We start from the raw sequence: 25,968 nt of genomic DNA on the forward strand, positions 1-25,968 counted from the left end.
CTGAAAACGAACTCTTGACCTTAGATACACCACTCCCTTTGTCGCAAGGTATCAAGCGGGATTCTTTTCCAGTTGTAGATTCAAACCAAGTCCACGAATTTCATTGTTTAGTACGTCAAAGCTTGCTGGCGTACCGGCCTCTAATGTGTTCTCACCATTTACCATGGATTCATAAATCTTTGTACGGCCCTCTACATCATCACTCTTCACTGTCAGCAACTCTTGTAGAATATAGGCAGCACCATAAGCTTCCAGTGCCCAGACTTCCATTTCTCCAAATCGTTGACCACCAAATCGTGCTTTTCCACCTAATGGCTGTTGTGTAATCAACGAGTAAGGACCTGTCGAACGAGCGTGGACTTTATCATCCACGAGGTGATGCAGTTTTAACATGTAAATCTGCCCGACCGTCGTTTTCTGTTCGTATGCTTCACCCGTACGACCATCATAGAGCTGTGCCTTACCGTCGTCAGGCAGTCCTGCCGTATCCAGATACTCATGGATTTTTGATTCCATTGCTCCGTCAAACACAGGGCACACAGCACGGAATCCGTGTTTTTGTGCTGCCCAACCTAAGTGGGTTTCAAGAATTTGCCCTACATTCATACGGCTGGGAACACCGAGTGGATTCAACATAATGTCGATGGGTGTACCATCTTCAGTAAACGGCATGTCTTCAATGGGCAATACTTTTGAAATCACACCCTTATTACCGTGACGTCCTGCCATTTTGTCACCGACAGAAATTTGCCGTTTTGAAGCAACATACACCTTCACCATTTGGAGCACGCCGTTCGGCAATTCCTCACCACGTTTCATGCTGTTCACTCTTTGGTCACAGGTGTCGATGACATCTTCAAGATTAGGCCATGACTCTTCAATCACCGCACGACAGTCAGCTTTTTTCTGTGGGCTGCGAATATCAAGATTATCAAGATGTGTCAAGAAATCATGGGCGTATTGAGAAATGAACTTGTCTTCTGTAATGTCCCGAATTTTACGTCCATCATCGTCAACCAGAGGTTGCCCCAATGCAGATTCAAAGGCTTTCAAAAATTCGCGAAATGCCGCCGCGATTTCTTGATCGCCCTGCTCTTCGACCTGCTTGAGTTCTTCATCATATTTTTTGCGTTCATAGTCGGAAAGGCTCATCCGACGAGCAAATTTCTCAGTGTGAATGACGATGCCTTCAACACCACTGGATGCTTCTAGCGATTCATTCTTCACATCTTCCCCTGCACGTCCAAAGATGGCATGTAGCAGTTTTTCTTCGGGAGTCAGTTCTGCTTTCGCCTTGGGAGATACTTTCCCGACAAGAATGTCTCCCTGGCGAACGCGGGTTCCTACTTTGATGATCCCGTCTTCACCAATGTGCCTTAATGCTTTTTCGCTGACGTTGGGAATATCACGCGTAAATTCTTCGCGTCCCAGCTTGGTCTCACGAATTTCGACATCAAATTCATCGATATGAATTGATGTGTAGACATCTTCTTTCACAAGACGTTCAGAAAGAATAATCGCGTCTTCGTAGTTATATCCATCCCATGACATGAAGCCGACCAGCACATTTCGCCCTAGTGAGAGTAAGCCGTCTGCAGCTGCAGCACTGTGGCACAGGATCTCGCCTTTTTTCACCGAATCTCCCACGCTGACTGCAGGAGTCTGATTCAAACAGGTTCGTTCGTTAAGACCTTCATACTTTCGCAGGTAGTACTTCTTGCCAGCGACTTCTACGACATTTCCATCAACATAAGTCACTTTACCGGCTTTCTCAGCCCGGATCACCATACCTGAGTTCTGGGCAACTGCAAGCTCCATCCCAGTCCCCACCAATGGTGGCTCTGCAATCAATAAAGGGACGGCCTGACGTTGCATGTTGGAGCCCATCAACGCGCGGTTGGCATCGTCGTGTTCAAGGAAGGGAATCAGTCCTGCGGAAATTCCTACCATTTGTGCGGGGTCGACATCGATGTAATCCACGTCGTTACCCGAGATCCATACTACGTCATCACGAAAACGTGCCATGACACGATCTTCAGCAAATTTGCCGTTTTCCACAGGAGTGTCCGCGGGGGCGACATGCACCTCAGCTTCCTCATCCGCACGCATCCAGTGTACTTCGTCGGTGAGCTTTCCCTTTTTGACTAATCGATAAGGTGTGACCAGAAATCCGTAATCATCTACTTTTGAGAAAATACTCAAACTCGAAATCAAACCAATGTTAGTACCTTCAGGAGTTTCAATTGGGCAAATTCGTCCATAGTGAGAAATATGCACGTCGCGAACTTCAAAGCCAGCACGTTTCCGGTTCAATCCACCAGGCCCCAAGGCACTCAAGCGACGTTCGTGTGTTAACATCGATAGCGGATTCGTCTGGTCGACCACCTGTGACAATTCACTACGACCAAAGAAGAAGTCAATCGCTGCTGAAACACTTTTCGGATTGATCAGTGTTCTCGGAGACATTTCTTCAACGTCTTTTTGCGTCATGCGTTCTTGTACGGTACGGCGGAGTTTAAGAAATCCTTTGCGAATTTCATCAGCCGCTAATTCATCAATTGTACGCAAGCGTCTGTTACCAAGGTTGTCGATATCATCAACGTATGCGGTATTGTCACCGATACGTAATCGAACCAGGTAGCGTATCGAATTAATGAAGTCTTCCGCACGTAAAGTCATCTCTGTATCGGGAACGTCCTGCTTGAACTTTCGATTAATTCTGAAGCGTCCTACGCGTCCCAAACGATAACGATTGACGTCAAAGAATTTCTCACGGAACAGATCAATGGCACGTTCCAACTGAGGTGGATTACCAGGACGCAATCGTGAATAGATACGCAGTAATGCTTCTTCATGAGTCGAAGTGGGATCTTCGGCAATACTTTGCAGAACAAGGGTATCATTTACGTCTGAAACGACTTCCACCGTTTTCAACCCTGTATCGCAGATCTCCTCCAGTAATTCTTCAGTAATCGTTCCGCAACAGTCCAAGATGATTTCGCCACAGCGATCATGACCGGCAGGATAAACGATGTCTTCTGCAACAACTTTTCCAACGAGTTTCTGTGAGGAAGCACCCTTGGAAATCTTTTCTGATTTGGTGTCATAAAACAGTTTTACCAAATCTGTATCAGACGAATAATCTTTTGACATCGCCCGCAGGAGAGTCATGGCGGAAAATTTACCACTCTGGTCAATACGCACTCCCAAAGTGTCTTTTTTACCGACAACCAATTCGATCCAACTACCGCGTTCTGGAATCACGCGGCAAGAATATTCTTTCTTCTCACCAGGTTCTGAGCTGAGCACAAAATCGACGCCGGGTGAACGGTGCAATTGACTCACAATACAACGTTCTGCACCATTGATAATAAATTCACCACCACCAATCATGACTGGCAAATCACCAAGATAGACTTCTTCTTCGATCGGTTGCTCTTTTACCAGACGCAACCAAACTCGGAAAGGTCGACCATAGGTTAATCGCAACTGGCGACATTCTGTCGGAGTATAACGTGGTTTCCCCAACTCGTATTTGACGTATTCTAGTTGGTACTGTCCCTGATAACTTTCGATGGGGAACACTTCACGCAATATCTCTTCAAGTCCCTGATTCTTTCGCTCGCGAGGCGATTTATCAGCCTGAAGGAATTTTGCATATGAAGAGGTCTGAATCTGCGTGAGATCAGACAGTTCAAAACTATGCTCAATCTTACCAAAGTTAATCACAGATTGAGTGGGGATCGTTCGCTGTGCTGGAATCGGCATTAAGATGATCTTTTCTACTTACCTGGTGCCAGATGTGGAAATGCCCTGCCCAAGTAATTTTGTTGACCTGACAGAGCACCAACCAAGAATAGCGGGGAACAGCAGCGCGTACCTTGAGAGAGTACAGGCCACGGGGCTGTATTAAAAGCGAATTGCTCGACTAATTCAAAGCCTGATAAATCGCTCAATACTACTTTGCTATTCAAAAGAGAGTACAATGAGTCGATTGCTTAGACCAAATGGGACTGAAAACGCTAACTGATCGAAGCAGATAAACTTACGAAAACAAACATTAAGCGGTACATGCAATCAAAAAACCATGCTCTAAGTAAGAATGACGCTGGAAGCCATTCCCAATCTGCGCGATCTAATAAAACCGAGCAGTACCCAAGAGCCTATTCTAAACTCATTTTTAGAACACTTCAATTGCACGCAGAAAAAAAACCGAATTACTGGTATTTTATCCAGTATTGACCAGCCTGTACTGAGTCAATTCTCAGCACAGGCGGAATCATTTCGATTTCTTTTGAAAACCACTTACTTCACCTCAGCAGTACCACCTGCTTCTTCGACTTCTTTGACCAAAGCTTCGGCATCTTCTTTTGAGACACCTTCTTTAAGTGGCTTGGGAGCCCCTTCAACCAGCTCTTTGGCTTCTTTCAGACCAAGCCCAGTTGCGCCACGAACGACTTTAATGACAGGGATCTTATTGTCACCAAAGCCAGTCAAAATGACATCGAACTCGGTTTTTTCTGCTGCAGCTTCTCCGCCGCCACCAGCGCCACCATCACCTGACGCTACCATCACAGCGCCACCGGCGGCAGCCTTAATGCCGTGTACTTCGTCAAGGTAATCAGCCAATTCTTTAGCCTGGAGCAAAGTCAATCCAGCAATTTTGTCGCCCAGTTCTTTGGTTTCAGCACCAAATTCAGTTGTTGCTTCGGCTGTCGCCATCTTCTCTTTCCTTTCGCACGAATGCGTAAAATAAAATCTCGCATAGCAGTAAATCAAATCAACGCCACACTATTTCAGTAGCAGTTGTTACAAATTTCAACACTCAAATCAAAAGCGATCAGACAACTTTTCGCTTAAGATTCTTCCCCCTCGGAGATTGTCTTAATCTGTCCGGCAAGAGTGCCAGCAGGACCCAAAAGTGCACCTGCCAACTGTGCACCAGGCCCAAGGGCACGGGACACGATCTCGCCAATCAATTCCATTCGACCAGGGCTTTTACTTAATTTTTCAACATCATCCGACGTGAGCGAAGTTCCTTCCGTTGATCCACCCTTGATAGTGAGATCTTCTATTTCTTCTGCCCACTTGGACATTTCTTTTGAGAGAGCCACAATATCCTCGCCACCCCAGACAAGTGTTGAAGGGCCCTGTAAGCTCTCTTCCATTCCTTCCACACCAGCGTTCGCGAACGCGCGACGTGCCAGTGAATTTTTAACCGTTAAGGCTGCAATCCCTTTTTCATGCAATTTGAGACGAAAATTGTTATCAGTAATTGCATCCAACTTTGCAGAATCTACGACGACAAAATCTCGAGTTTCTCCAATTCGAGATTCTATCTCAGAGATGATCATTTCTTTTACAAATTTACTCATTAGATCTCTTTCAGCTCATCGAATGCCGAAAATAATAGTTTCAATTGATTTATGTATCTAAAAATGAATCAGGATTCATTGACAGTTTTAGACGGCAATACCGATTCCAGGACTCATTGTCGCAGAAACCGTAATCGTTCGCACATATGCCCCTTTGACTGAAGAAGGACGCAGTGATTCTATATACTTCAACATTGCCTGAATATTTTCTACTAGTTGATTTCCTTCGAATGATATTTTGCCGACGCGACAGTGCACATTGCCACCTGCATCGACACGAAACTCAACCTTACCTGCCTTGTACTCCTGCACGGCATTGCCTACATCCTGAGTGACTGTTCCAGCGCGAGGAGAGGGCATTAAGCCACGAGGTCCCAAAACACGACCTAGTGGACCTACCACACCCATCATGTCGGGTGTTGCAATGGCCACGTCGAATTCAAGCCAGCCATCTTTGATTTTGTCGGCAAGATCTTTACCGCCTACGGCATCAGCCCCTGCTGATTCAGCAGCCTCTAAATTGCTGCCTTGGGCAAATACAACGACACGTTGTGTTTTACCTATACCATGTGGCAGAATAATGGAACCACGGACAAGTTGATCAGCCTGACGTGGATCAACTCCCAGTCGCACAGCTAATTCTACCGTCTGGTCCATCTGGATCGGTTTGATCTTAGCGGGGAGATCACTCTCTAATGACTTGAGGGCTTCCACTGCTTCTTCAAGACTGACAGAGTCAAGCCCCGCCAGCTTTTCATTGTAAAATTTGGTTCGTTTGGATTGTTTTCCCATTACTCTTTATCCGAAAAACGGTTGCTATATTGATTTTGCTCTGCTTAAAGAAGCAGGCTGGAATGACTGCTATTGTGCAAATAACGAAACTAGTTCTCGACATCAAGACCCATGCTACGGGCTGTACCAGCGATGATTTTTGCCGCCTGTTCAATGTTAGGTGCATTGAGATCTGCAAATTTTGTTTTTGCGATCTCCTCTAACTGGGCAGTGGTAACAGTTCCCACTTTATTCATTTTAGGGTTACCCGATCCCTTCGCAATTTGAGCCGCCTGTTTTAGTAAAACTGCTGCTGGCGGACTCTTCATGACAAAGTCAAAAGAGCGATCGTTATAGACACTGATCACAACCGGAACGGTTGTGCCGGCCATGTCTTTAGTACGTTCATTAAACTGTTGAACAAACTGACCGATATTCACTCCATGCGGTCCCAATGCCGTACCGACAGGAGGGGCAGGCGTTGCTTGACCACCGGGAATTTGTACTTTGATTTCTGCAACAAGCTGTTTAGCCATTCAACTGACTTTCAAAACTCTATTAAACGTGATTCTATTATTAATACGAATTTGAGAAGATTGCTCAGACCTTTTCGATCTGCCAGTATTCCAGTTCCGTGGGAGTAGGTCGACTGAAGATTTCAATCAGAACAGTCACCTTGCCACTGGCTTCATCAATTCCGTCGATGGTACCTTCAAACCCTTCAAATGTACCATCTTTAATTTTAACAACATCGCCACTCTGAAAATCCAATTTGATTTTCACAGGTGATTCTTCTTTTGTCTCTTCCCGTCCCAGCATACGCGAAATTTCATGCTCTTGCATGGGAATCGGTTTGCCTGCTGATCCAGTGAAATCGCCGACACCATTTGTGGATCGCACCAGATACCAGCTATCATCATTCAACTCGACCTGAATCATCAGATAACCAGGATAAAGCTTTCTTTCAAAAACTCGTTTCTTACCACCTTTTGTTTCAACAACCTTTTCTGTGGGAATAATGATTTCCCCAAAATACTCTTCAAGTCCGTCTCTTTTAATCCCTCTAAGTAAAGCTTCCCGAATGGATTTCTCCCGGTTGCTTTGCACTTTCAACACATACCAAAGGCGCTTATCAGAGTCCTCTGTTTTCTCAGAGGTAACCTCAGAACCCGAATCATTACTCATGAGACACCTTCAACAGGGACCGCTACATCCAGCTACCCTAATTTTCAACTTAAAGTTGAAACCACACTAAAAGAGACTTTTACAACAGGAATCGCCCATAATGAGCAGGAATTACAATTTATACAAGAAGCAGAGATCAAAAAACTCCGTAATTTACTGAATGGCAGGCTTCGCTTTATCAAATCTGAAGAAAACGAATCAGACGGAAGAACCACTGCCAGACAATATCAAATGCCAGTAACAAAAGCGCCAGTAGTACCATAAGTACAATCACGACAGCCGTTGATCGCCAGAGCTGATCCCAGGTCGCCCAGGTCACTTTTCCAATCTCGGCTTCTACTGAGATCAAAAAGTCAGCAAAACGTGGGAAATTAACGACACGATAGGCCAGCCAGATTGAAATCACCACAACAGCGACCGCAATCCCCTTTTGCATTCCCGGAGACATAGCCAATGGTAATGCATTGTAAAGGGAATAAGCACCAAAGATGGCAACTGCCACCAGGCCGATTGCAGTCAACTGACGTACAAGGCGACCTTGGTTCCTTTTATATAAACCGCCACTTACCAAAGTTGCGGAAAATGCTTGTCCTGTTTTGGATTTAGCCATTGGATCAATTTACTAAATAATACAAAGAGTAGAAACGAACGCGAATTCGTCAGTCTCTTCTTTTGAACTTAAACTTAACAGCAAGGAACTACTTCCCCTTGCGAATGTTACAGCACCAATTACAAAACAAAAAACACGGGCGGAGGGACTTGAACCCCCAACCGCTGGATTTGGAATCCAGTGCTCTGCCAATTGAGCTACACCCGTTCAAAACCATGAATTGACCAAACATTTTGACCACCGGAAGCAACCCAAAAATCTGACACCAGTCACAAAACCCCGGCCAGCAAGACTTTATTTTTTACGGGACTCTTTATGCAAAGTATGACGCCGTAATTTAGGACAGTATTTCATGAGCGAAAGCCGTTCTGTGCCACGCGTCTCTTTACTGACCCGATAATTTCGCATCCCGGTTTCAGTACACTCTAGCCAAACATATTCACGTGCCATAACAGCCCTCATGCCCTTATGGGCAATAAATACGAAAACCAACTATAACTTTAAGGTGCCCACTCCGCCAGAAGGTGAAGTGGACACCATATTAACAAAAAGAGCAGTGCTCTTGATTAGTCGACAATTTTGGTAACAACGCCAGAGCCAACAGTACGGCCGCCTTCACGAATCGCGAAACGACTACCTTCAGACATAGCGATTGGCTTACCAAGTTCCACTTCGACTTCTACATTGTCGCCGGGCATACACATCTCTGCTCCACCCAGTAATGATGTCGATCCGGTTACGTCTGTTGTGCGGAAGTAAAACTGTGGTCGATAGCCATTAAAGAATGGGGTGTGACGACCACCTTCGTCTTTACTCAGGACGTAAACCTGTCCTTCAAATTTCGTGTGAGGAGGGATCGAACCCGGGGCAGCCAAAACCTGTCCACGCTCTACATCCTCTTTCTTGGTACCACGCAACAGGATTCCCACGTTGTCTCCAGCCATCCCTTCATTGAGGGTCTTCTGGAACATTTCAACGCCGGTACATGTGGTTTCCTGTGTGTCACGCAGACCAACGATCTCGACTTTGTCACCAACGGTGATGACACCTTGCTCAATTCGGCCAGTCACAACAGTTCCACGACCAGCGATTGAGAAGACGTCTTCGATTGCCATTAAGAATGGCTTGTCTGCTTCTCGCTCTGGTGCTGTGATGTCGCTGTCCAGTGCGTCCATCAGCTCGCCGATACAGGCGTTAAACTTCTCATCACCTGGGTTGTCGAGTGCGCCCTTGGCATTTCCACGCACGATGGTAATGTCGTCGCCGGGGAAGCCATACTTTGACAGCAGCTCTCGAACTTCCATTTCAACCAGCTCGAGCAATTCTTCATCATCAACAAGGTCACATTTGTTGAGAAAGACGACGAGTGCAGGCACATCTACCTGACGAGCAAGCAAAATGTGCTCACGAGTCTGTGGCATGGGGCCATCAGCGGCAGAAACTACCAGAATCGCACCATCCATCTGGGCGGCACCGGTAATCATGTTTTTGATATAGTCGGCGTGACCAGGGCAGTCGATGTGAGCGTAGTGGCGAGTTTCGCTTTCGTACTCCACGTGACTCACGGCGATTGTCACAGTCTTGGTTTCGTCACGAACGGTTCCCCCCTTCGCAACATCAGCATAACTCTTCATCTGGGCAAGACCCTTTTCGCTTTGCACTGCCAGCAAAGCTGTTGTCAGTGTTGTCTTGCCATGGTCAATGTGACCAATTGTTCCTACGTTTACGTGCGGCTTTGTTCGCTCAAAGACTTCCTTAGCCATCTCTCTATAAAACCCCTTTTTCAAACTTGATAAACGATCAAGCCTAAACAATAAAACCAACAAAACAAATAGCGAGGTACAAACAGGAGTAACCCCTCGCACGCAAGAGGCACACACCTCCTGAAAACCACATTTTACTCTTAATCTATAAGCTGCTGATGGGACTTGAACCCATGACCTCGTCCTTACCAAGGACGCGCTCTACCGACTGAGCCACAGCAGCAATTTTTATATATAACCTGAAAAGCGTTTATACTAAAAAGCGGGTGAAGGGAATCGAACCCTCACAACCAGCTTGGAAGGCTGGGGCTCTACCATTGAGCTACACCCGCGGTACTGTGACTTAACATATCTTTTGTCTCTCATTGGGGGAAGCAGGATTCGAACCTGCGAAGGCATTGCCATCAGATTTACAGTCTGACCCCTTTGGCCGCTCGGGAATTCCCCCTCCCAACCAGCCGAAGCTGGAAATTATTAAGCCTAATGCCACATTGCTTTTACATCACAAAACAACACAGCTCATGGCAAAAGAGCTAGCGGTGGGAATCGAACCCACAACCTTCGGTTTACAAAACCGATGCTCTGCCGATTGAGCTACGCTAGCCTGCTGACCTAAAAAACTAAGCTATTAGGCTTCAAGCCTCATGCAACCTGAACGACTCGCCTGGCTAAAGAGGTACTTTCCCCGCCAAAACTCAGTAAGCAGCTCAATATAGCAATCAGGCACTTGCTTGCAAGTGACAATGACAGGCTGATTAAAAAAATTGTTATCTTTTCTTAATGATGTATGCCTATATGGCCTAAGATTTTCCATTCGAAACGGTCCGCTTTTGGAGACCCGAGTCAGCCCTGTTTCGGATACTGATCAAAAAAATCGTTCTGAAAAAGAAAAAACAGGCATGATTTACACAAATCATGCCTGCTAAAGGGGGAAACTCACTAACAAATCCAGACAGAAATGGACTTGAGAGCCTGCCTTAAATTCCAGGTATTTCGACCCGTTCTACTTGGGTAATTCGTCGTAATTTTTTCAGTGCGCGAGACTCTAACTGTCTGATTCTCTCTTTTGTTACACCAAAACGATTTCCAACTTGCTCAAGCGTCTGGGGTTCATTTCGAGCGTTCAAGCCATAGCGATAGATCAGAATGTCCTTTTCGCGGCCATCGAGCTGGTCCAAAATACTCATAATCACTGCATGTTGCTTCTGGTTAATCAGCTCTTCTCGATACTGACTTTCCCTTTCGTCTGTTGATTGGAAAAAGAGCTCGTCATTACCCGTTCGGAAACGGTCCAGTACCTTGTATTCGGCTGGAATCGAACGTGCATAATTTTTCATAATCGCCCAACTTGCGTAAGTCGAGAATTTGTTTCCTTTCGTATAATCGAATTTCTCGATGGCACGAATCAGGGACATATTGCCATCGCTGACCATTTCGAAGAAGTTTCCTCCAGGCCTGATGTGTCGTTTCGCAATGGACACCACCAAACGGAGGTTGCTGCGAATTAAAAAGTTTTTCACATCGGTGCTCTCATCCAGGAGCTTTTCGATCTGGTCCATATCGCGTGCTTTAGGTCGATTCGGATCCAGGTTTTCCTGAATATGAAACGCTTTGTACTTAAGATAGTTCAGTTTTCTGAAGTAGTAAGCCTCTTCTTCCCTTGTCAAAAGAGGAATGGAATACAAGCTCGCCAGATAAGGAGGCAATCCCGGTGGAGTACGAACTTTCTGGCTATCTTTATCGACTTCAGGAGGTGGTCCCAAAATCAATTTATCGGCATCGGGTAGCTCAAATTCATCGCTGAACATGTAGTCGATTGTTTGCGCATGCAAACGTACCGCACGCGCTTCCGAGATAATTCGGTAAATGCTTGCCTTGGTTCTGCAATAACGGCGTGCCAACTTTTCAACGGCGATACCACGTCGAAAATTGTTGTAGATATCGCGTTTTTGTTGATCAGTAATTTTTTCAGGAGCATTAGGAAAAATAGCCAATTCAGGATTCTCCCGATCAAAGTTTTTCAAAGTGTAACGAATGGTCTCAGGTGAGCGATCCATGTGCCGTGCAATACGTCGACTGACCTCCGCGGGACACCCACCATAACGGGCCAAGCGTCGTGCGCGGCGTAAAATTTCTTCACGATCCTCATCACTCAACTGACTGAAATTCATGCTGCGTGTAATGTGCCCTCGGTTCTTTTCTAAAAAGCGGTCTACGGATGACTTGAGAAAACCAACCCGTTTACGCCCATTGAATCGAAACCGACGACTCACCAAACCTTTGTCTCTCCACCGATCTACTGTCTTTGTGGAGATGTTGAATTGTTTGCTGAGGTCCTGGACCGTCAGCACTTCTTCCTGCTCGTCTTCCACATCAATCTCAGCACTGTCAGAAAGATCCTCAATGAAACAGCGCAAATCGTGGAATACATCCTTGCCAGAAATCACCAGGTCAGGATAAATCTCGGAGCGATATGTGGTAATCTCCTTACAGATTTCAGGGTAAGCATAATCCTGAGTCTGTTCGATATTTGCTAAAAACTCCTCAGCGCGGGAAATCTGCTCCAGTTTCACATCTCTGGGGGCGTATTTCACCTGCTGTTCTGCCAACTGCTTGATTGCCGGATTGTGATACCTTGAGCTGATCATGTTTCCCACCCTAAAATTTTGACTTTTCTCAGTAACCAACGTGTCCTTCACGTGACTCATCACCAAGCTCTGTCATTCACTACGTATAAATTAGACGAATTCGATAGGAAAAAGTTCACACGTAAATAATTTTAGTCAAACAACTCTCAAATCCACGAAAATATTGATTTCTGCAGGGTAAATTCGAATAGGTTAAAAGTCATAAAATGTTACTATTATTGAGTATAATTCAATGATGGTTGAAAAGCTGTCTAATGACTTTGCTTTATATAAACCCGGAACTTTCTCAGTGATTCGATAAAAAGTGGCAACTCTTGAAATAAAACTTTGTGAAACATCTCACAATTAGAACTCTAGTCATTCAATGCTGCTTTTTAAGTATACACATGGAACTATACTTTAGTCAATTAAAAATATACATTTATACCCATTTTTGTTAATGGTCCGGTCAATGATATATCCTTTCATTTTAGGACTTTTCTCGTGATGGAATGTATATGAATGGATAAAAAACTTAAGTTGTCTTTCATTGAATCCATCAAAGCCTATTTACCTTTAATTTGAGTCAGATAACATGAATAGATGAATGTGTATTTCTACTGGGAGTGTTGAGAGTCCATTCAGCGAAAACACGCTCTTCTTTGATCTATGATTTGTGACTCATCTGTCTATTTTTAAACGTAATCATCAACGAGCGACTACATTCAGTGGTGCTTTCTATCTATCTGTAAATCGTGAAAATGTTTGGTTGATTCCATTCTGATGCCAAGCATCGTAGATTCTCATTCGGGAGCGGGTTGCATTATGTTAAAACGTGGTCAATTTCATTATCACTGTTCCCACTTATTGATCCTGTTTATTACCCTGATTTGTCTAATTCTTGTTCCCATTTCCCTGGAAGCAGCTCAGAAAAAAAAGGGAAAGAATAAAACTCCTGCGCTCAATCTGCCCCCCCTGAAAACTCAGGAGCAAAAGATGCAACTCTTGGGATATATCAGGCAAACCATGCCTACACACAGGATCGGACGCAGAATCAGCTTTAGTTCTGACGATTTGGATAAAGCTCTGGAGTTGGAATTAGGACAAAACACACAACGTTTCGCGAAGCAAATCGATGACGAAACTTTTGTGCGACGAGTCTACCTTGACTTGACTGGGAATCTACCAACTCCGGAAACGATTAAAACATTTATTTCCAGTCGCAGCTCAAATAAACGATCGAATCTGATAGACGAGTTACTGGAGACGGAAGCCTATGCTCGTAAGTGGGCTCGCTATTGGACGTCCGTTATTTTTTATGACAGCGAAGCGAACAAAAACCGAATCAGTCCCAAAGCTTTGGAAGACTGGCTGGCAGAACAATTCAACAAAGGCGCTCCCTGGGATTACATTACCGTCATGTTGATTTCGGCGACACCTAAGCGTAATAAAAAAGTCCGAAATGATTATGGTCAAAAATATGGTCCTAATAATTTTGTCTTAGCTTGCGAAAATAAGTCGACAGAACTGGCATCACAGACGGCTCGGATATTTATGGGAATCAGCATCAAATGCGCTGAGTGTCATGACCATCCTTTCGATAACTGGAAACGGGAACAATTTCATGAGCTGGCCGCGTTTTTCCATCCCTATACTTACAAAATGCCTGATAAAGATGATCCAACAGTCAAAACAGTTGTTAAACCTCGATTTCTATTGGGGGAAAAACCATATGAAAAAATGAAATCAGACGCACGGCGTGTCTCGATTGCCGCTTATTTGGCATACAATCCCAAGAATTACTGGTTTGCCCGCGCGTATGTCAACAGGATCTGGAGCGAACTGATCGGCGATGGTTTTTACGATGTTGACAGCCTTGGACCGGACAGTGATGTCATTCACAAGCCGGTAGTCAATCGCATTGCTGCCAATTTCAGATACAAAGATTTTGATCCCAAGTGGCTCTTTCGATTGATCATGAACTCCAAAGTTTATCAACGCGAGATGCAGACGATTTCTTCTCAGTCTGAGCTGTTTACCTCAGTCAGACCTTCCCGCTTACGGCCAGATGTTGTGGCCGCCTCGGTAAAAAAGCTGGTCGGAGAAGATAAAAAACTACATAAGGAAATCATGCAGGTATTTGACATGAACCCCTCCTTGCCCCAGGGGGCGCTGGAAGGATCGATTCAGCAGGCGTTAATGATGATGAATCATACGACCCTGCAATCGAAGCTCTCTCAAAGTGAACTTAAAAAACAACTAATGAAGCTTTCTGACCAGGAATTGGTGGATGCACTTTATCTAAACGTACTTGCCCGACATGCGACAACAGAGGAAGTTGAGAGGAATTTAAGTTATCTGAAAGAGTCTCAGAGTCGTGCCGAGGCTGTAGATGATCTGATTTGGGTACTCGTCAATTCGACAGAATTTCGCACTAAACGATAGTAATGAAATCGCAGGAAAATGATATGCACACAGATGCGCTCTTACATCTGAATCTAAATCGTCGAGGCAACGTTTCCAGAAGGAATTTTTTGCAGTCTGCCGCATTGGGGATCGCTGGTTCTTCGATCTTGACCCAGTTTCAGTTGAACGCCGCTGAATTGAAGAAAGAAGGCCGTTCCTGCATTTTGGTCTGGTTGGCGGGGGCACCCAGCCAAATGGAAACCTGGGATCCTAAGCCGGGAACACCCAATGGAGGCGAAACGAAAAAGATCAGTACGCAAACTCCCGGAATCGAAATTGCACATTATTGGCCAAAAATCGCTTCTGTGATGAATGATATTGCGTTAGTCCGCTCTATGACGGGTAAAGAGGCAGCACATGAACGGGGGACCTATCATCTGCATACCGGCCACCGCATGATGGGCATCGAGCGATTTCCACACTTCGGTTCTGTCGTCGCACAAGAGATTGGTGATCCGCAATCCGATATCCCCAATTTTGTCAGTATTGGCCAGACTTTAAGCTCAGGTTTTCTGGGAGTCCAGGTGGCACCATTTATTATTAATCGTCCGGGTCAGTTACCGGCTAATGTGTTCAATAACACGGCCGATTCCCGACAGAAACGCAGGCTGGCTCTGTTGAGCCAGCAGGAAAAAGATTTCGCGGATGCCGGTGCAGCGAGTCTCGTTAAAGAGCAGAGCAAGCTTTACCAGAAAGCCCATTCAATGATGAAGTCTCCCCGGCTGAAAGCGTTCAAGTTTGAAGGTGAACCCCAGGCGATGCAGGAAGCGTATGGTAAATCTCAACTGGGGCAAGGCTTGTTAGTCGCACGACGGCTTGTCGAAGTTGGTGTGCCATTTGTCGAAGTGCGGAGTGGTGGCTGGGACATGCATAATAGCGTCTTTAAAAATATGGAACGCCGCGCCCCAGACGTTGATCAGGGACTCTCACAACTTTTGATCGATTTAAAACAACGCGGCCTTCTCGAAAAAACCTTGGTGATTTGCATGGGCGAGTTTGGCAGAACTCCCAAGATCAACGCCCGCCCACCTGTTCCGGGACGCGATCATTGGGTCAGAAACTTCAACCTGTTGATGGCAGGTGCCGGAATTAAAGGGGGGCAAGCGATTGGAAAAACAGATGCCAACGGTCAGGAGATTGTTGACACCCCGGTCCAGGTCGATGATCTCTTCCGCTCAATGTGCAAAGCGATGCAAATTAACGCGGACATGGAACTGCATACGCCCATCGGCCGCCCTGTGAAACTCGTTGAGAGTGGCGAAGTCATCAAAGGCTTGTTTAGCTAACGTTTCCGGCTCGATTCCAATACATATCGGAATCAGGACTTGAGATCAATCGCTAACTGGTTGTTACTCTCTTTTACGGTGACACTATAATCGCTGGATGTTTCGCTCATATATTTTGCCGGGATTCCTCTTAACGGTTGTCCATTGTCGGTCATAAAATAGATCTGGTAGTCTCCGGGCGCAATCGGTTCAGACAGAGTAAATTTCCCTTCTTTATCGAGTGCCGCCTGTCCGGCCATTCCAAATTGCATTGAATAGAAACCGACGTTTCCCCCGCTCACAGGTTTGCCGTTCAGAGTAACCGTACCCGATACCGTGGCGTTATCCGCAGGTTTTTCAGGAACGTCTAAGGTGGACTCACAACCGGTGAATATTAAAGAGGCAACGAACGCAATCAACAAAGTGGATCTAAATGCAATAGAACGAATTCTACGAATTTTCAAGTGTAACATACCTGGATCATCCTTCAGTATTACGTTTGAGAGAACAGAGGGGCGACTACTGGGAAGCTCGATTCGAGGCACGTAAAGCATCAAATCGACTTCCCTTTTGCCACCATTCAGCAAAAAAATGAAAGCAGAAATGTGATTTATGGGTTAGGGAAATTCAACAACATTCCCATCTGCTTTATCACTCAGGTTTTGGTAGAGCTCAAAGTCCATGTTTTCAGAAAGAAAGTGAACCGAACCATCGGCGAACACAAAGTGAGCACCACCTACATGGTCACTACCAAAGTTCGCCGTGTTATCGTTAAAGTTCCTCGTTGGTGATGTTTGGATGACCGTTTCGTTGATCCTGGTTTGCTGAGTATTGCGGGTTGCATGCCAGCCCCAACGATACTGAGGACTAACCAGAGTCGTGATTTCAACGGTTCGTTTTTCACCGGCGGCAAATGTATTAGAAGCGCCATCTGTTACATCGCGTAGTCGAGTATTGGAATCTCGATTAAACATACCTTTCCAGTTACTATGAGAATTCGAGTTCGAGTGTCCCGTGCCTGAACTGAAAGCATAATCGCCGTAGGCAGTGGAAGAGCTATTCAGGCTGGAGCGGGGCTTGGAAGGGCAAAAGTATGCGATAACAGGGGTACTGTTTGCTTCTCTGTTGTTTGCGTGCGTTTGGGATAAACTGAAGTCCCACTTATTGTACAACGCCGACTGTTCCATAAAAGGCAAAATGAATGCAAAGCCACCGATATTACTCGCGGTAATACTTGCAGGTGGAAAAATCGTATGTGTTTCGTTGTAGTTGTGTAAAGCCAGACCAATTTGTTTCAGGTTGTTCTTACAGGAACTTCGGCGGGCTGCTTCCCGCGCCTGTTGAACGGCGGGTAATAAGAGCGCAATTAAAATCGCAATGATGGCGATTACCACCAGGAGTTCAATCAGAGTAAAGCCTCTACGAATAGAGAACCATTTTGTTTGAGTCACGAGCACGTTGTTTTCTCCTCAAATATGAATAAGACACAAAAAACTTTTTCATATTTTACTAGCCACTCAATCTTTCGAATTCCGAGAACACGTATTTTTAATCAGGTTTTCCATCTAGGAAGAGTAGTCAATCTTTGTGATGAAACAGCCGCTTCAATTCCGTGAGAGCATTTCGAAAAAAATGATATTTACAGTTTCGGTGGAGTTCGATTGAGCGGATTATTTATTCGCACGACCGTCATAATCTGCAGGTCAGGAATGCCTGCTACGAAAAGTCACTAATGGTTCTGAGTCTTTTAGAATCCAAAGTCAGTACAAACCACTAGCAAGTGAGAAACCAGGCTTAATCAAAAACAAGGCTTAAAAACACTTGGCAGGCCTACTTCATTCAACGTATGATAAAGGCAAGTCCTGCTCTTGTGGTGGGACTGGTTATGTGGCTTTACTCTTTAATATGGTTGGGTTTACGTAAAACGAACCTTGTAGGCAGATTCATGGCGAGCATTGCAGTTCCTTGTCCCCAATGTAAAAAGAAGCTCAAACTTCGGGATGAAAGTTTACTCGGGAAGAAGGCCCGCTGTCCGAATTGTAAACATGCTTTCGTTTTGAAATTACCAACGGCCTCTTCAAATCATAAAGAATCAGCGCCAGTACCAAATCAGGTTGAGCAAAAGGAAGCGATCACTACCGCCCCGCCCCGCCCTCAGGCTCCTTTGGAAAAACCTGTGCAACCAGAGTCTGTGGTAACTGATCAACAACAAGTACAAATCGAGCTGGCTCAACCCGCGAAGCCTGTTGTAGGAACGTCTGTCAAATGGGTTCCCGATGATCCGGCAGACACTCTGCAACCAGTTAATCTCGCCCCCACTGTTAAACAACAAAATAGTGTACCCCCTCTTGATACATCGGCAAGTGCTGCTCCCTCCGTGGAACCAGCGGCTCCCGTCATTAATACCGGAATTACTGATTCTGGTGTTCCGAACATACAGTTGGAGTCAACAGGCCATGCGGGCGTTGAGCGTCTTCGTGAGTTACGTCGTAAAAACGCCAAACGCAGAAATGTTTCGATATTGATCGGGCTGGGGTTGGTCATTCTCATTGGTGTCGGGGGGTACTTTGCCTGGCCTCAAATAGAACAATCTCTGACTGCGAAACCTGTCGCACCTCCGCCAAAGCCTGTACCACAGACACTGAAACCTGCAGTTGCTTTGACCAATCAAACACAGGAACAGATCCCAAGTCCGACTTCAGGAGAGCCGGTACGTTTACTCTATGTCCCCGCAGGGACACAGATCTTAATCCATTTACGGCCGGCAGAACTTTGGGAACAGGGCTCCCAGGGAGAAGAGTTTCGTGCTTGCCTGGGACCTGTTGGGGTCTGGGCTGAGCAAAAAATCAAAGAAATTTGTCTCAAAGAAGCTCCTCAGATTAGTGAAGTCACTTTTTGCTTGATTTTAGGAACGCCGGGCGCGCCACCAGAGTATGCGGCCGTTGTTCGTCTAGTCGAACCAATGAAACGCTCAGAACTGATTGCTCAATTTGATGGCCAACGTTTGGACGATTATAGTTTTCCTGTTTATGCTGGTGACAAACATTCTTATATGATCGTCGACGATAAGACCTATGTCATCGGTCCGCCCGGAGAAATCAGCGCGGTCGAGATGGCGGAATCGCGCGAGTACGATAGCAGTACTACACCTGGAATCGAATCGATCCTGAAGCAGACCGACCGGGATCGTCACTTCACAGTCGTATTTGATCCCGATGAAGTACGTCGCCAACAAGACGTTTTATTTCCCGAAAGTGTTCATCCTTTTTTGAACGAGTTGTTGGATTGGATTGGCGAGGATGTCGAAACAATTGCCTGGAGTATGCATCTGGGACCAAAAGAATATTATTCGGAATTTACATTCCGGAACACAACCATGATTCGTCCTGGCAAGTTGGCAACGAACTTAAAAGATCGTTTCAATCAGCTTCCACACGATATGCTGGCAGGTGTTGAAAAGATGAACCCGGGAACCGTAGGCAGCCGGAAAGTCATCGGTCGATTTCCTGCGATGCTGAAAGCTTTGAGCTTAGCGACACAGCAGCAGTCCGGAGAACGTTATGCCCAGCTGATTAGCAACTTACCGGAACGAGCAGCCCCGAATCTGGCGTTAGCCAGTTTGCTTACCTGGGATGAATCGACGCGCACTGATTTCTCCCAAAAAGCGAAACCCAAGCCCACAGCAGGGCCGAAATTACCAGACTTGATTGTTGATCGGTTGAAGCAAAAAATCGAAATTGATTTTCGTCGTACTCCGCTACAGGAAGCATTTGCGTATATCGCTGAAGAAACGAAAACAAATATTGTTCTGAATGGAGATGCATTGAAGCTGGTCGGATATACAAAAAATATGCCACAGACCATGAATTTGGGAATGGTATCCGGCTTGGATGCGATACAGGCAATCTTCAATGTGAAAGATCAGGATCAATTGTGTCTCATCATTGATGAAAAGAACAAGACAGCTTCCATTACCAGCAAACCTTTCGCGAAGCAAAATAATTTAACACCGTTTGTGTTTCCACCTAAAAAGTAAAGACCATTCGGATTGAATCCAAGGGTGATCACTGATGGATGTCACCACTTTTCAATGTCCTCACTGTCAGGCTATGCTCAGAATGCGCAGACAGCAGCTGGCCGATACCAGGTTTCCCTGCCCCGACTGCGATCAGCCTCTCCAGGTCACTCAGACTACAGAGGGGGAATTTTCAATTAGTGCGATCAGTGCGACTCCTACTCGCAAAGATCATTCTCATCTTCTGCGAAGCGCGCGCGTGTTTGGGGACTCGTTACATCGCTATGGCAGATTTCTGATTACAAGTCCTGTGCTGATGTCATGGCTTGTTGCCGGCACAGGAGCCTTTCTGATTCTGCTACTCATTCTGTTTGATCAGAGTTCTTCTCCTCAGTCATCCAGGAATGAAACTGTTGCAAAAGTAATTGAGGCTTCCGAGACGACTCTCAAAAAATCGGTCAATACGGAACCCTCAAAACTTGATCAACGCGAGCCTGTGCCCCCTGCTCTCGCGACGCCCAAACAGAATGGACCAGCACCTCAACCAGAAATCCCTGTCCGGCCAGAACCGATCAAACCGGCCGCGCCTGTGGTGCAGGAGGAATTCCAGGAGTTAATTGCTGCCAAGCCAGAAGACACACCTCCTTTGAACGCACGTAAGCCTCAATTGGCACAGCCCTTACCTGCCTTGGAAATCGATGTGAATGTTGCACTCCAGATTCCCATTGTGGAATTCCGCCAACCCACAGAAGTTCCTCTGAAGCAAATGATGAGCCAACTGGAAGAAATGCTGGGAACCGAATTTCAGTTCGCAGAAAACGTAAAAAATGATGAGCGTCTGATGGAGACTCCAATCTCATTCTCTCTTAAAAAAACGACACTCTCAGATTTATTAAAGCGAGTATTGAGTGAAGTGGCCCTCACATTTTCTGTGAAATCAAATAAAATCTATATTCAAAAAACAGAAGCGTCTTTTAAGCCTGATCAATCGGTTCGCAATTAATATGCGGGCTTTTATCTAAAACGAAATTTGTATTCACCGTGAAACTCGACGATAAAGTTTGTTATTGTTTTCATATCAGTAAACGAAAAATTGTGAATCACCTCCGTATTCATCGTCCCAGACGTGCCAGTCAATTGAGTGAGTGTGGAGGAGCCGGCACAGGTTGTGGATGGTGTGTGCCTTACTTAAAGCGGTATTTTTCAGAGTTTGAAAAGACGAACGCGCAAAATGCTTCTGAATTCACCGCAACGGATGACGAAGTCATTACGGCAGAGGAATATGCTCAACAAAGGGACAAGTACATTCAGGATGGAAAAGGAACTCCACCCGCTTAACGTCGATGACGAATATCAACCTGCTCCGAGACCTCAACCATGCCTGCCTCCGATGCTGAAGCATTTAACTCTGACCGAACCAGCGAGAACCGTCTCCTCCTTTCTCTGAAATCCGTTTCCAAGACATACATCACAGGAGATGTTTCTGTTCCTGTCTTGCGTGACGTGGATCTCGAGATTTATCCTGGCGAATTTCTGGTGATTGTTGGCCCCTCCGGTTCCGGGAAAAGTACCTTGTTGAATATCGTAGGAGGTATAGACGTCCCTTCAAGTGGAGATGTCTATTTCTATTCACAGAATCTATCTCAGTTTACTGAAATGGAACTCACCCGTTATCGACGTAAGCACATCGGTTTTGTATTTCAGTTTTATAATCTGGTTCCCACACTGACAGCCCGCGAAAATGTCATTGTTTCAGCAGACATCAGCGAATCTCCCATGTCACCCGATAAAGCTCTGGAGCTTGTGGGGTTAGAACATCGGACCGATCATTTTCCTTCACAATTGTCAGGTGGAGAACAACAGCGGGTTGCCATTGCACGTGCACTGGTAAAAAATCCAGAATTGCTGTTGTGTGATGAACCAACGGGTGCACTTGATCTCAACACAGGTCGCATGATTCTTGAAGTATTGGGAAACCTGAATCGCGAACTGGGAATGACGGTTGTCATCATTACGCATAATTCCGCCATCGGTGAAATGGCAGAAAGAATTATTCGCATCGGTTCCGGAACCATTGCAGAAACGAAGGTCAACTCTCATCCTGTGGCCGCAAATCAGGTGACCTGGTAATGAAAGTGTTGCACCACAAATTGCTACGTGAGCTACTCGCCGCTAAAGGAGTTTTAGCAGCGATTATCAGCATCATTGCGGTTGGAATTGGTTGCTTCATTGCCATGTCTTCAACCTATGACAATCTGGAATATTCAAGGCAGAGTTACTACCGACTCTGCCGTATGGCTGATTTTTCAGTCGAACTGAAAAAAGTACCGACAGGTGACCTTGCTACACTCACAGAAATTCCCGGTGTTACGAATCTCCTGCCGCGCATTATCTTTGAAGTCACGGCTTCCCTGGAGGGGGTTGAAAAGCCACTCTCAGGAAAAGTCATCTCACTGCCAGAACATGAAAATGCGCCGATTAATCGCATTGTCATTCAACAGGGAAGTTATTTTACCGATCAACGACAGGAAGAGGTGATACTCAATGATGCCTTCGCCCGTGCGCATCATTTGAAGCCCGGTGATCATATTCAGTTAATTCTCAACAATCGTCTGCAGGATCTTGTTGTCATCGGCACCGCGATCAGTTCTGAATTTGTGTATTTGATTGGCCCGGGAGGACTTGTTCCGGAACCGGAAAGCTATGGCGTGTTTTATTTGAAACACGATTATGCAGAAGATGTCTTCGGTTTTGAAGGAGCCGCCAATCAAGTTTTAGGTCAAGTTGCACCTGAATATCAAAGTAAGAACCGAGTTCGACAGATTCTCGATCAAATTGAGCTCAACCTGGAAGATTTCGGTGTGGTTTCCAAAACCCCGCTTGCGGAACAGTCTTCACACTGGTTTTTAAAAAGCGAAATCGATGGCCTGAAGGTCAGCGCGACGATTCTACCTACCATTTTTTTGATTGTCGCTGCTCTGGCTCTGAACCTGCTGATGTCGCGCATGGCAGAACAACAACGAACTGTGGTTGGAACTTTGAAAGCGCTGGGCTATTCGAATCGAGAAGTCTTTATCCACTTTTTGCAGTTTGGACTTCTGATCGGTTTGGCGGGCGGCATATTGGGAACTCTGATTGGTTATTCGCTGGCAGGTGGTTTGACGGCACAGTACCGGAATTATTTTGAGTTTCCTGCTTTAACGAATGAGCTTTATCCACGCATCGTATTACTGGGCATGTTGATCAGTGTCTTCTTTTCAGTATTGGGGACCTTTCGAGGTGTCCGATCAGTGATGCGATTATCCCCCGCGGAAGCGATGCGTCCCAAACCTCCATTACGCGCGAGGCGCATTTTGCTGGAGAAGATCCAAGCATTCTGGAATGCACTGGACTTCCGCTGGCAACTCGTTTTGCGCGATATTTTTCGGCATCGGACACGAACTCTGGGAGGACTGATATCCGCGACGGTTGGCGCGATGCTGTTACTGGTGACCTTCTCCCTGTATGATTCCGCGTTTGCATTACTTGATTTTCAATATGATAAGTTATTGTTGAGCGACGTCGACGTCACCTTCAAAGATGATCATGATTATTCAGCATTATATGAATCCCAACAGTTTCCCAGCGTGGATTACGCCGAGCCACTCTTTCATGTTGGTTGTACATTGAGAAATGGAATCTACGAAAAAAAAGTCGGAATCACGGGAATTCTCAGAAATGCACAACTGACGATTCCCCGCGATACTGCCGGTAATCGCGTTGTTGTGCCGGAGACTGGAGTTCTGGTAACGCGCAAACTGGCAGAGATTCTCCGAATCCAGGCAGGTGATTCCATCGAAATGACTCCTGTTGCAGGCGATCGTATTGCCAGACAAATTCCTGTCATGAAAATCATTGACAGCTACCTCGGGTTGACCGTGTATGCTGACTATCAATACTTGAATCGGTTGATGGGGGAAGCAAGTTCTATCACCAGCGTTCAACTAAAAACAGACCCTGGCCCTGTTGCCACGAGACGAATCTATCAAGAACTCAAGCAGGTTCCCGCCGTTCAGGGTGTCACTTCGATTCGAGATCAGAAAGAGAAATTGCAGGAAGTTTTAATCGAACAAATGGTCGTGATGATTGTGGTTGTGATTGCATTTTCTTGCTTGATTTTCTTTGGCAGCATCTTGAATGCCTCTCTGATTTCGCTCTCTGAGCGACAACAGGAAATCGCGACGCTCCGTGTGCTGGGCTATACACCGAAAGAAGTAGGGTCGATTTTTCTAAGAGAAAGTTTCTGCATTAATTTACCGGGAATTATCCTGGGATTACCCGCAGGTTACTGGGCCTCCAAAGGGATCAACATTGCCTACGATACCGAATTATTTCGAATGCCTTTTACGATTGATACTCTGAGCTGGGTCTATACCGTAATCCTGGGCATTCTATTCACATTAATTGCACATTGGCCGGTACAAAAAACCATTCAAAAAATGGATTGGTTAGAAGCATTAAACGTAAAGGAATAATTGTGTCCCGAAAATATATATTGATAATGGTATTCGCAGTGGTTGGGCTGGGAAGTTACTTTTTTTTGTCAGGGGCTCCCCTGCCCGTTGATGTCACCGTGGCGGAGACAGGAGAGATCAAAGCCTTCATTGAAGAACGTGCGAAAACGTCTCTTCCCCGAATCTATCGCATTGCCATGCCATTAGACGGTCGTATTTTGCCTATTACCGTTTCTGAAGATCAAGCAGTGACGAAAGGTCAAGTCGTCGCGACAATGGATACTTCGGATCTGGATGCGGAAATTGCAAAAGCAAAATATCGTGTAGAACAGTTTGCAAAGAAAATCATTGAACAGGCAGATAACCGCCTGGAAGATAATTCTCTGATGCAGTTTGATGAGTTTCTCAAATCGATGGATCTGACGGTCGAAGCTGCCAGCAAACAACAGGAGGCCAGTAAAGCGAAATGGCAGTTTTCCAGAGATGAATTTGATCGTAAATACGCGCTCTATCAAAAGAAGGCACTCTCTGAAAGTGAACTCAATGAGTCCGACTTGTTTCGAAAAGAGAGTGAAGTCGATTACCAGAAAGACATTTTGACATGGCGTTCTTTACAGGCCGTTCAAAGCGCCATGCAAATTGGAAAAATATCGATTCTGAAATACAAAGAGAAAAAAGAGCTGACCGAAGCTGTTTTACAGGAAGAGCGAAAAGAGGCGCTCTCTCAACTAGAGCAATTACTGCGCGACCGCAAACGAGCCACAATGCGTAGCCCCATCAATGGAACCATTCTTACGAAAAATTATTCAAACGAACGGACTCTCCCAGCCGGTGAAATTCTACTGGAAATTGGGAGACTGGAAAACCTGGAAGTGGAGGCCGATGTGCTTTCCCAATATGTCGGCAATATTCAAATTGGTTCTCTTGTCGATATCGAAGGGCCAGCTATTGGAACTCAGCCCGTTCAGGGAAAAGTCAAACGCATCTATCCCAAAGGTTTCACGAAAATTTCATCCTTGGGTGTTGAACAACAACGAGTCAAAGTCATTATCAGTTTCAACCAGGATATCTGGAAACAACTCAAACAGCAAAATCGAGATTTGGGGACCGATTTTCGTGTACGCGTTAAAATCTATACCGAAATTAAGAAAGACGCTATTAAAGTTTCGCGGGCGGCGCTTTTTCGCAATGGTTCGGGTGACTGGCAGGCGTTTCTAGTACGAAATAATAAGACCGTTCTGGTTGATGTCGAACCCGGAGTGATGAACGATTTTGATGCAGAAATCCGTTCGGGGGTGAAAGCCGGAGATCAACTCATTATCGCACCGAGTATGAATTTGGCGCCCGGCCAATACGTTAAACCCAACATCATTAAAAATCTCTAAGCAAATTTTTTGA

Annotated in this window: 20 protein-coding genes and 5 tRNA genes; 8 read left to right on the plus strand and 17 right to left on the minus strand. The window is 45.7% G+C overall.

The window, feature by feature from the left end:
- Positions 1 to 51: 51 nt before the first annotated feature.
- The 15 genes from rpoB to V202x_RS02265 all read right to left on the minus strand — a co-directional run bounded on the left by rpoB (position 52) and on the right by V202x_RS02265 (position 12,352).
- Entirely contained in the window at positions 52 to 3,768 is a 3,717-nt protein-coding gene (rpoB, locus tag V202x_RS02195; RefSeq protein ID WP_145170800.1) for a DNA-directed RNA polymerase subunit beta, read from the minus strand.
- Between the two features lie 537 nt (positions 3,769 to 4,305).
- Positions 4,306 to 4,722 (minus strand): 50S ribosomal protein L7/L12, encoded by a 417-nt coding sequence (gene rplL, locus V202x_RS02200; RefSeq protein WP_145170802.1) that lies wholly within the window; start codon positions 4,720 to 4,722, stop codon positions 4,306 to 4,308.
- Positions 4,723 to 4,856: 134 nt separating this feature from the next.
- Positions 4,857 to 5,375 carry a 50S ribosomal protein L10 gene (rplJ, locus tag V202x_RS02205; RefSeq protein WP_145170804.1) on the minus strand — a complete coding sequence of 173 codons (519 nt, stop codon included), beginning with the start codon at positions 5,373 to 5,375 and terminating at the stop codon, positions 4,857 to 4,859.
- Between the two features lie 87 nt (positions 5,376 to 5,462).
- Positions 5,463 to 6,167 (minus strand): 50S ribosomal protein L1, encoded by a 705-nt coding sequence (gene rplA / locus V202x_RS02210; protein ID WP_145170806.1) that lies wholly within the window; start codon positions 6,165 to 6,167, stop codon positions 5,463 to 5,465.
- 89 nt (positions 6,168 to 6,256) lie between these two features.
- On the minus strand, positions 6,257 to 6,682 hold the full coding sequence (rplK, locus tag V202x_RS02215; RefSeq protein ID WP_145170808.1) for a 50S ribosomal protein L11: 426 nt from the start codon (positions 6,680 to 6,682) through the stop codon (positions 6,257 to 6,259).
- Positions 6,683 to 6,746: 64 nt separating this feature from the next.
- Positions 6,747 to 7,331: a transcription termination/antitermination protein NusG gene (nusG, locus tag V202x_RS02220; protein ID WP_145170810.1), complete on the minus strand. Its 585-nt coding sequence runs from the start codon at positions 7,329 to 7,331 to the stop codon at positions 6,747 to 6,749.
- A gap of 178 nt (positions 7,332 to 7,509) precedes the next feature.
- The gene (gene secE, locus V202x_RS02225; protein WP_145170813.1) at positions 7,510 to 7,941 is read right to left on the minus strand and encodes a preprotein translocase subunit SecE; all 432 of its coding nucleotides are present in this window, start codon (positions 7,939 to 7,941) and stop codon (positions 7,510 to 7,512) included.
- 134 nt (positions 7,942 to 8,075) lie between these two features.
- A tRNA-Trp gene (locus tag V202x_RS02230) sits at positions 8,076 to 8,148 on the minus strand.
- Between the two features lie 87 nt (positions 8,149 to 8,235).
- Positions 8,236 to 8,391 (minus strand): 50S ribosomal protein L33, encoded by a 156-nt coding sequence (gene rpmG, locus V202x_RS02235; protein WP_144980952.1) that lies wholly within the window; start codon positions 8,389 to 8,391, stop codon positions 8,236 to 8,238.
- 116 nt (positions 8,392 to 8,507) lie between these two features.
- Positions 8,508 to 9,704, minus strand: a complete 1,197-nt coding sequence (tuf, locus tag V202x_RS02240; RefSeq protein ID WP_144980955.1) for an elongation factor Tu — start codon at positions 9,702 to 9,704, stop codon at positions 8,508 to 8,510.
- A gap of 150 nt (positions 9,705 to 9,854) precedes the next feature.
- Positions 9,855 to 9,927, minus strand: a tRNA-Thr gene (locus V202x_RS02245).
- Positions 9,928 to 9,965: 38 nt separating this feature from the next.
- Positions 9,966 to 10,036, minus strand: a tRNA-Gly gene (locus tag V202x_RS02250).
- A gap of 34 nt (positions 10,037 to 10,070) precedes the next feature.
- Positions 10,071 to 10,152, minus strand: a tRNA-Tyr gene (locus V202x_RS02255).
- Between the two features lie 83 nt (positions 10,153 to 10,235).
- Positions 10,236 to 10,308 (minus strand) — tRNA-Thr (locus V202x_RS02260).
- A gap of 373 nt (positions 10,309 to 10,681) precedes the next feature.
- Entirely contained in the window at positions 10,682 to 12,352 is a 1,671-nt protein-coding gene (locus tag V202x_RS02265; protein ID WP_145170815.1) for a sigma-70 family RNA polymerase sigma factor, read from the minus strand.
- Positions 12,353 to 13,156: 804 nt separating this feature from the next.
- On the opposite strand from V202x_RS02265, the gene V202x_RS02270 reads away from it, so the two are divergent.
- Positions 13,157 to 14,776 carry a DUF1549 domain-containing protein gene (locus V202x_RS02270; protein ID WP_197993177.1) on the plus strand — a complete coding sequence of 540 codons (1,620 nt, stop codon included), beginning with the start codon at positions 13,157 to 13,159 and terminating at the stop codon, positions 14,774 to 14,776.
- Between the two features lie 23 nt (positions 14,777 to 14,799).
- Positions 14,800 to 16,083, plus strand: a complete 1,284-nt coding sequence (locus tag V202x_RS02275; RefSeq protein ID WP_145170819.1) for a DUF1501 domain-containing protein — start codon at positions 14,800 to 14,802, stop codon at positions 16,081 to 16,083.
- Between the two features lie 32 nt (positions 16,084 to 16,115).
- Here the strand turns inward: V202x_RS02275 and V202x_RS02280 are convergent, their stop codons facing one another.
- Both V202x_RS02280 and V202x_RS02285 read right to left on the minus strand, forming a co-directional pair.
- Positions 16,116 to 16,616: a hypothetical protein gene (locus V202x_RS02280; protein ID WP_145170821.1), complete on the minus strand. Its 501-nt coding sequence runs from the start codon at positions 16,614 to 16,616 to the stop codon at positions 16,116 to 16,118.
- Between the two features lie 63 nt (positions 16,617 to 16,679).
- Positions 16,680 to 17,519, minus strand: a complete 840-nt coding sequence (locus V202x_RS02285) for a DUF1559 domain-containing protein (protein WP_145170823.1) — start codon at positions 17,517 to 17,519, stop codon at positions 16,680 to 16,682.
- Positions 17,520 to 18,007: 488 nt separating this feature from the next.
- Between V202x_RS02285 and V202x_RS02290 the strand changes: the two genes are divergently transcribed.
- Genes V202x_RS02290 through V202x_RS02315 form a run of 6 tightly spaced genes read left to right on the plus strand, consistent with a single transcriptional unit; the run spans position 18,008 to position 25,955 of the window.
- Entirely contained in the window at positions 18,008 to 20,098 is a 2,091-nt protein-coding gene (locus V202x_RS02290; protein WP_145170825.1) for a hypothetical protein, read from the plus strand.
- A gap of 34 nt (positions 20,099 to 20,132) precedes the next feature.
- On the plus strand, positions 20,133 to 21,080 hold the full coding sequence (locus V202x_RS02295; RefSeq protein WP_145170827.1) for a DUF4974 domain-containing protein: 948 nt from the start codon (positions 20,133 to 20,135) through the stop codon (positions 21,078 to 21,080).
- Between the two features lie 38 nt (positions 21,081 to 21,118).
- Positions 21,119 to 21,415 (plus strand): bacterioferritin-associated ferredoxin, encoded by a 297-nt coding sequence (locus V202x_RS02300; RefSeq protein ID WP_145170829.1) that lies wholly within the window; start codon positions 21,119 to 21,121, stop codon positions 21,413 to 21,415.
- Positions 21,416 to 21,454: 39 nt separating this feature from the next.
- On the plus strand, positions 21,455 to 22,207 hold the full coding sequence (locus V202x_RS02305) for an ABC transporter ATP-binding protein (protein WP_145170831.1): 753 nt from the start codon (positions 21,455 to 21,457) through the stop codon (positions 22,205 to 22,207).
- Positions 22,207 to 24,591: an ABC transporter permease gene (locus V202x_RS02310; protein ID WP_145170833.1), complete on the plus strand. Its 2,385-nt coding sequence runs from the start codon at positions 22,207 to 22,209 to the stop codon at positions 24,589 to 24,591. The genes V202x_RS02305 and V202x_RS02310 overlap by 1 nt, the downstream gene beginning before the upstream one ends.
- Positions 24,592 to 24,593: 2 nt before the next feature.
- On the plus strand, positions 24,594 to 25,955 hold the full coding sequence (locus V202x_RS02315) for an efflux RND transporter periplasmic adaptor subunit (protein WP_145170835.1): 1,362 nt from the start codon (positions 24,594 to 24,596) through the stop codon (positions 25,953 to 25,955).
- Positions 25,956 to 25,968: the final 13 nt, after the last annotated feature.

The organism is Gimesia aquarii (genome assembly GCF_007748175.1).
GTDB classification, from domain to species: domain Bacteria; phylum Planctomycetota; class Planctomycetia; order Planctomycetales; family Planctomycetaceae; genus Gimesia; species Gimesia aquarii_A.

What these genes read in the sequence shown, in the direction of transcription:
- rpoB (WP_145170800.1), bottom strand. Translation starts at nt 3,768, where the DNA reads ATGCCGATTCCAGCACAGCGAACGATCCCCACTCAATCTGTGATTAAC.
- rplL (WP_145170802.1), bottom strand. Translation starts at nt 4,722, where the DNA reads ATGGCGACAGCCGAAGCAACAACTGAATTTGGTGCTGAAACCAAAGAA.
- rplJ (WP_145170804.1), bottom strand. Translation starts at nt 5,375, where the DNA reads ATGAGTAAATTTGTAAAAGAAATGATCATCTCTGAGATAGAATCTCGA.
- rplA (WP_145170806.1), bottom strand. Translation starts at nt 6,167, where the DNA reads ATGGGAAAACAATCCAAACGAACCAAATTTTACAATGAAAAGCTGGCG.
- rplK (WP_145170808.1), bottom strand. Translation starts at nt 6,682, where the DNA reads ATGGCTAAACAGCTTGTTGCAGAAATCAAAGTACAAATTCCCGGTGGT.
- nusG (WP_145170810.1), bottom strand. Translation starts at nt 7,331, where the DNA reads ATGAGTAATGATTCGGGTTCTGAGGTTACCTCTGAGAAAACAGAGGAC.
- secE (WP_145170813.1), bottom strand. Translation starts at nt 7,941, where the DNA reads ATGGCTAAATCCAAAACAGGACAAGCATTTTCCGCAACTTTGGTAAGT.
- rpmG (WP_144980952.1), bottom strand. Translation starts at nt 8,391, where the DNA reads ATGGCACGTGAATATGTTTGGCTAGAGTGTACTGAAACCGGGATGCGA.
- tuf (WP_144980955.1), bottom strand. Translation starts at nt 9,704, where the DNA reads ATGGCTAAGGAAGTCTTTGAGCGAACAAAGCCGCACGTAAACGTAGGA.
- V202x_RS02265 (WP_145170815.1), bottom strand. Translation starts at nt 12,352, where the DNA reads ATGATCAGCTCAAGGTATCACAATCCGGCAATCAAGCAGTTGGCAGAA.
- V202x_RS02270 (WP_197993177.1), top strand. Translation starts at nt 13,157, where the DNA reads ATGTTAAAACGTGGTCAATTTCATTATCACTGTTCCCACTTATTGATC.
- V202x_RS02275 (WP_145170819.1), top strand. Translation starts at nt 14,800, where the DNA reads ATGCACACAGATGCGCTCTTACATCTGAATCTAAATCGTCGAGGCAAC.
- V202x_RS02280 (WP_145170821.1), bottom strand. Translation starts at nt 16,616, where the DNA reads ATGCTTTACGTGCCTCGAATCGAGCTTCCCAGTAGTCGCCCCTCTGTT.
- V202x_RS02290 (WP_145170825.1), top strand. Translation starts at nt 18,008, where the DNA reads ATGGCGAGCATTGCAGTTCCTTGTCCCCAATGTAAAAAGAAGCTCAAA.
- V202x_RS02295 (WP_145170827.1), top strand. Translation starts at nt 20,133, where the DNA reads ATGGATGTCACCACTTTTCAATGTCCTCACTGTCAGGCTATGCTCAGA.
- V202x_RS02305 (WP_145170831.1), top strand. Translation starts at nt 21,455, where the DNA reads ATGCCTGCCTCCGATGCTGAAGCATTTAACTCTGACCGAACCAGCGAG.
- V202x_RS02310 (WP_145170833.1), top strand. Translation starts at nt 22,207, where the DNA reads ATGAAAGTGTTGCACCACAAATTGCTACGTGAGCTACTCGCCGCTAAA.